Source organism: Arthrobacter sp. Y3225116 (assembly GCF_059091245.1).
The window spans coordinates 1-5863 of sequence record NZ_JBNHGL010000182.1 but is presented as its reverse complement, the minus strand read 5'-3'; the positions used below and the strand labels follow the sequence as shown (position 1 = coordinate 5863).

Annotated in this window: 6 protein-coding genes and 1 pseudogene; all 7 read right to left on the bottom strand. The window is 68.6% G+C overall.

Annotated features, from left to right (window positions below; translation table 11 throughout):
* Positions 1 to 435 (bottom strand): hypothetical protein (locus AC5RV2_RS13770; RefSeq protein WP_494092796.1); only part of this gene is annotated, 435 nt, incomplete at its 3' end.
* On the bottom strand, positions 410 to 2464 hold the full coding sequence (gene flhA / locus AC5RV2_RS13765) for a flagellar biosynthesis protein FlhA (RefSeq protein WP_494092795.1): 2055 nt from the start codon (positions 2462 to 2464) through the stop codon (positions 410 to 412). The genes flhA and AC5RV2_RS13770, both read right to left, overlap by 26 nt.
* Positions 2464 to 3642 carry an EscU/YscU/HrcU family type III secretion system export apparatus switch protein gene (locus tag AC5RV2_RS13760; RefSeq protein WP_494092794.1) on the bottom strand — a complete coding sequence of 393 codons (1179 nt, stop codon included), beginning with the start codon at positions 3640 to 3642 and terminating at the stop codon, positions 2464 to 2466. The genes flhA and AC5RV2_RS13760 overlap by 1 nt, the downstream gene beginning before the upstream one ends.
* The gene (locus AC5RV2_RS13755; protein ID WP_494092793.1) at positions 3643 to 4401 is read right to left on the bottom strand and encodes a flagellar biosynthetic protein FliR; all 759 of its coding nucleotides are present in this window, start codon (positions 4399 to 4401) and stop codon (positions 3643 to 3645) included. It lies immediately after the preceding gene.
* Positions 4401 to 4676, bottom strand: coding sequence for a flagellar biosynthesis protein FliQ (fliQ, locus tag AC5RV2_RS13750; protein WP_493979151.1), 276 nt, complete (start codon positions 4674 to 4676; stop codon positions 4401 to 4403). The genes AC5RV2_RS13755 and fliQ overlap by 1 nt, the downstream gene beginning before the upstream one ends.
* Positions 4677 to 4678: 2 nt before the next feature.
* The gene (gene fliP, locus AC5RV2_RS13745) at positions 4679 to 5530 is read right to left on the bottom strand and encodes a flagellar type III secretion system pore protein FliP (RefSeq protein ID WP_494067486.1); all 852 of its coding nucleotides are present in this window, start codon (positions 5528 to 5530) and stop codon (positions 4679 to 4681) included.
* 14 nt (positions 5531 to 5544) lie between these two features.
* A pseudogene (locus tag AC5RV2_RS13740) lies at positions 5545 to 5863 on the bottom strand (hypothetical protein); the annotation flags it as partial.

Below are 5863 nucleotides of genomic sequence, written 5' to 3'. Positions count from 1 at the left end.
CGCGGCTCCGGGGCGCTCCGCCTGCCCGGCAGCCTCCGGTAGCGGTTCCTCCAGTCGGGCGCCCCTGGGCAGACGGGTGGGCCGCGCCGTGTTGAGGGTCAGGTTGTCCATGATGACCGCGAACTGGTCGGTGTGGGTGGAGACGTGCAGTTCCGGCGCCTTGCCGTGCAGCCTGGATTCGGTGCGCTCGGCGTCGGCCAGCAGCGCCGCGATGCCGGCGCGGGCCTTCTGGTCCAGGGCATGCTGGCCGCGCACGGCCGAGGCCGGCAGTTCCACCGTGACTTCGTAGTGCTCGCGGGCGAAGAAGCCGCGGATGCCGCCGACCGTGACCTTCTCGGCCGCGACAATCTTCGCGTCGGGTCCGTGGTCGGCCAGGACCTTGGCCTTCAGTTCCTGGAGGGAAGCGCCCTTAAGCTGCAGCCGTCTGGCCGACACGTACTACCCCCACGGTCTCGATCTTCACGTTGGCGGAGGTGACCTCCTGGTAGGACAGTACCGGAAGTCCCCCGGCCTGCGCCGAGACGAGCCGCCGGATGGCCGGGCGCAGCGCGGGCGCGCACACGAGCACCGCGGTGAGTCCGTTGGCCTCCACTTTCTCCAGCGCATCCCGCAGCGAGGCCAGCACCGCTTCGGTCCGCTCCACCGAGAGCAGGATCTGCGTGCCGTGCTCGGACGGGCGCATGCCCTCCAGCATGGACTGCTCCAGCGTGGGATCGATCATGATCACCCGCAGCAACTGCCCGTCCAGGTACTGCGCGGTCAGGGCCGGGCCCAGCGCCTGCCGGGCGGCCTCGACCAGCCCCTCCGGGTCGGTGGACGATTTGGCCTTCAGCGCCAGCGCCTCGTAGATCCGCGGCAGGTCGTTGATCGGGATCTGCTCTGCCAGCAGCCCCTGCAGCACGCGCTGCACCTCGGCCAGCGACAGCAGCGACGGGGTGAGTTCGTCCACCGCGGACGGGTTCACCGACTTCACGCCCTCGGTCAGCACGCGCACGTCCTCGCGGGTCAGCAGCCGGGCGGCGTTGGCGGAGATCAGCGAGGACAGGTGGGTGACCAGCACGGAGACTCGGTCGATCACGGTGGCTCCCGCCATCTCCGCGCTGTGCCGCATCTCCACCGGGACCCATTTGCCGGCCAGCCCGAACACCGGCTCCACCGTGGCGGAGCCCGGCAGCGATTCGAGGTTGTCCCCCAGCGCCAACACCTTGCCCGCGGGCGCCTCGCCGCGGCCGGCCTCCACGCCGGCAATCCGGATCACATAGGTGGACATCGGCAGGTCGATGCTGTCGCGGGTGCGCACCGGCGGCACCACGACGCCCAGTTCCATGGCAATCTTGCGGCGCAGCGCACGCACCCGGGCCAGCAGGTCGTCGGAGGCGCCGGAGACCAGATCCACCAGGTCCGGGGCCAGCTGAATCTCCAGCGCGTGCACCCGCATCTGTTCAATCAGGTCCTCGGTAGTCTCCGAAGCGGGAGCCGCCTGACCCGCCTCGGCGGCAGCGGCGTCGTCGTCCTTGGCCTTGGCCGCCTCCGTGGCTTTGATTCGCTGCGCCATGAAGATCAGGAACGCGCCCACCAGGATGAACGGGATCTTGGGCATGCCCGGGATCAGGGCCAGCAGAACGGCCGCGCCGCCGGCGATCATCAGCGCCTGCCGGGACTGGGTCAGCTGGTCGGAGGCATCCGAGCCCATTTCGGAGTCGGCATTCGACCGGGTCACGACCATGCCGGTGGACACGGCCATCAGCAGCGCCGGTATCTGCGTGACCAGGCCGTCGCCGATGGTCAGCAGGGTGTAGGTGCTGACCGCGTCGCCGATTTCCATGCCGCGCTGCAGCATGCCGATGGCGATGCCGCCGACGATGTTGATGATGATAATGATGACGCCGGCGATCGCGTCGCCCTTGACGAACTTGGACGCGCCGTCCATCGCGCCGTAGAAGTCCGCTTCCGCGGATACCGCGGCACGGCGTTCCCGGGCCTGCACGTCGGTGATCAGGCCGGCGTTCAGGTCGGCGTCGATCGCCATCTGCTTGCCCGGCATCGCGTCCAGCGTGAAGCGCGCTCCCACCTCGGCCACGCGCTCGGCGCCCTTGGTGACCACCACGAACTGGATGACCACCAGAATCAGGAACACCACCGCGCCGATGATGATCGAGCCGCCCACGGCCACGTGGCCGAAGGCCTCGATGACCTGCCCGGCGTAGCCGTCGCCCAGCACCAGCCGGGTGGACGCCACGTTCAGGCCCAGCCGGAACAGCGTGGCCACCAGCAGCAGCGACGGGAACACGGAGAAGTCCAGCGGCTTCTTCACGAACATCGTGGTCAGCAGGATCACCAGCGCCAGCAGGATGTTCACGATGATCAGCACATCCAGCAGTCCCGCCGGAATCGGCACCACCAGCAGCAGGATGATGCCCACCACCCCGATCGGGACGGCGAGCTTGGAGAGGTTGCGGTTCATCAGTCACCTCCGGGTGACGGTAGGGACAAGGCTCGGCGGCCCTGCCGGGTTGAAGCGTGGGCGGCAGCGTCGGCGTCGGTCATCGCCGGCTCCGCCATGGTGTGGACGCCTGCGGCTGTACCGGCCGAGGCGCCGCGGGCCTTCAGGCTCATGACGAAGGCCAGCACGCGGGCCACGGCGTTGTAGAGCTCCATGGGGATCTCCTGGCCGATCTCGCAGGCGCCGTGCAGCGCCCGTGCCAGCGGGACGTCGCGCACCACCGGCACGCGGGTGGTTTCGGCTTCCTCGCGGATGCGGGCGGCAATGTTGCCCGCCCCCTTGGCCACCACGCGCGGCGCGGACTTTCCCGGCTCGTACTTCAGCGCCACCGCGTAGTGCGTCGGGTTGACCAGCACGACGTCGGAGCCTCCCACCGCGGCGATCATGCGGTTGCGGCTCATCGCCAGCTGCCGCGAACGCCGCTGCGACTTGATCAGCGGATCGCCCTCGGAGTTCTTGTTCTCGTCGCGGACTTCCTTCTTGGTCATCCGGGTCTTCTTGCGGTTGCGCCGGATCACCACCATCACGTCCAGCGCGGCCAGCATCAGGCCGGCGATGATCGCGGTCTGCAGCAGTCCGGCGGTGCCGCCGCCCGCCGCCTGGAGCAGCGAGGTGACCGAGAGCCCGCCGGCGGTCATCAGCACCGGGACCAGCCCCTGGATCACGAAGTACAGGGCGAGCCCCACCACCACGGTCTTCAGCAGCGCCTTGGCACCCTGCCAGAGCGCCTGCATGCCGAACACCTTCTTCAGCCCGTTGACCAGGTTGAACTGCTGGGTCTCGGGTTTGAACTTCTTCCAGTGGACGCCGCCCTGCAGCGCCGCACCCGCGATGATCACGGCGACCACGGCCAGGAACATCGGCGTGAGCGTGTACATGATGGTGCCCAGGCCGTCCTCGAGCGCCTTCACCACCAGCCCCGGGTCCGGCGACTGGATCATCCGGGTGACGGTGAACATCTGGTCGGTGCCGGCTTGGGAGGCGCGGTCGATGGTCATCGGCAGCATCACCGCGGCCGCGCCCACGCCCAGCCAGGCGGTGAGGTCCTGGGATTTGGAGAGCTGGCCCTTTTGCCGGACGTCCTTCATCCGCTTGGGGGTGGCTTGCTCTGTGCGTTCTTCGGACGTTTCCTGCGACATCTAGCCCACCCCCGTCAGGGCAGTCACGGCCTGCCCGGCGAGCGAGGAGACAATCCGCGGCAGCGCCACGAACACCACGCCGGCCAGGGTCAGGGTCAGGAAGATCTTCAGCGGGAAGCCCAGCGCAAACGCGTTCAGCGCCGGGGCCACCCGGGTGAGCAGGCCCAGACCGGCGTCGGCCAGGAACAGCACCACCAGCAGGGGCCCGGCGATCTGCACCGCCGCCAGGAACATCTGCGTCACGCCGGTGATGATCAGCTGCACCGGCTCGGCCAGGTCCACGCCCCCGCCCAGCGGCAGCGCGGTGAAACTGCGCGCGAGCCCGCCGATGATCAACTGGTAGCCGTCGGAGGCGAACAGCAGGGCCAGCGCGGCCATCTGGAACAGCCGGGTGAATTGGGCGCCGTTGACCATCGACTGCGGGTCGAACGCCTGCGCCATGGAGAAGCCGCCGAACAGGTCGATCAGCGTGCCCGCCGACTGCACCGCGGAGAACACCACCAGCACGAGGAACCCCAGCAGCGCGCCCACCAGGATCTCCAGCACCAGCGCGCCGAAGAACCCCGCCGTGTTCATCGACTCGTACCCGTTGGCCACCCGCGGGGACACCGCCAGGGCCAGTCCGACGCCGAGCATCGCCTTGATGCGGGCCGGGATGGCTCCGTAGGAGAACGGCGGGGCGATCAGCAGGAAAGCCACCATGCGGACACCTGCCAGCATGGTGGCCTCGATCCATGCCTGGTCGAGCGGGATGTTCATTATCCGCCGCCGAGCAGGCCGGGGATTCTCTCGAACATTTCCCGGGTGAAGGAGACCATCTCGGAAATCATCCAGTGTCCGCAGATCAGCAGGGCCATGGCCACCGCCACGGCCTTGGGCACGAAGGAGAGCGTGATTTCCTGGATCTGCGTCATGGACTGCACCAGAGAGACGGCGAAGCCCACCACCAGCGCGGTGACCAGCACCGGGGCGGAGAGTTTGGCGGCGACCAGCAGGCCCTGCAGGCCGATGTCGAGGACGGCGTTTGTATCCATGGCTAGGTACCGTAACTTCCGACCAGGGCGGTGATGATCAGGCCCCAGCCATCCACCAGCACGAACAGCAGGATCTTGAACGGCAGCGAAATCATCACCGGCGGGAGCATCATCATGCCCATGGACATCAGCGCCGAGGCCACCACCAGGTCGATCACCAGGAACGGCACGAAGATGACGAACCCGATGATGAACGCGGCGCGCAACTCGGAAATCATGAACGCCGGGATCAGGGTCTGCAGCGGCACGGCCTCGGGATTCTCCGGGTTGGGCAGGTCGGCGGCCCGCATCATCAGCGCCAGGTCTTCTTCGCGGGTGTGCGCCAGCATGAAGTTCTGCAGCGGAGCGGCGGCGGCGCCCACCGCATCCGTGAAGTCCGTGGTCCCTTCCATGTACGGCTGGACGCCCAGCTCGTTCACCTGGGTCAGCACCGGCCACATGATGAACAGCGACAGGAACAGCGCCAGCCCGGCCAGCACCTGGTTCGGCGGGATGGAGGGCAGGGACAGCGCGTTGCGGGTCATCGCCAGCACCACGAAGATCTTGGTGAAGGACGTCATCATCAGCAGCAGCGCGGGGGCCACCGACAGCAGGGTGATGCCCAGCAGCGTGATGACGGCGGACGACGGCGTGCCGTTGGGGCCGTTGATTTCCACCGAGAACCCGCCGTCGCCGTCCGGCGAGCCCGGTTCGACGGGGGCCAGCGGGTCGACCGGGGGAACCGGCGCGACCGGCGACGCGAATGCCGAAGGCGCGCTCAGGATGGCGGCCGCCACGGCCAAAAGCACTGCCAGCAGTAACGCCAGTAATGCTGCGGTGGCCAGACGCGGCCAGCGGCCCGCCGTCAAGGCCATGATGCCGGTGCTTCTCAACGCGAACGGACCTGCTTCAGGGCTTCGGCGGTCTGCTTCCAGGTGGACGGCGACAGGATGGAGCCGGCCAGCGGGGAATCCGCCACCTGCTCCTGCCGGCCGGCCGGACGCGATGCCCGGCGGCCCGTGCGGACGGAACGCCGCCCGCCGTCGATCGGATACAGTCCGGCCTGCCGGAGGCGAATGACGTCGCCGTCGTGGTGCGGCTCGTCGAACTCCTGCGCAACGTCACAGTGCTCTTGAAACGTTTGTTCGACGGGCGGCTCGGGCATGGCTGCGGCACGACGGGCCGCGCGGCGCGGGACACCGGCGTCG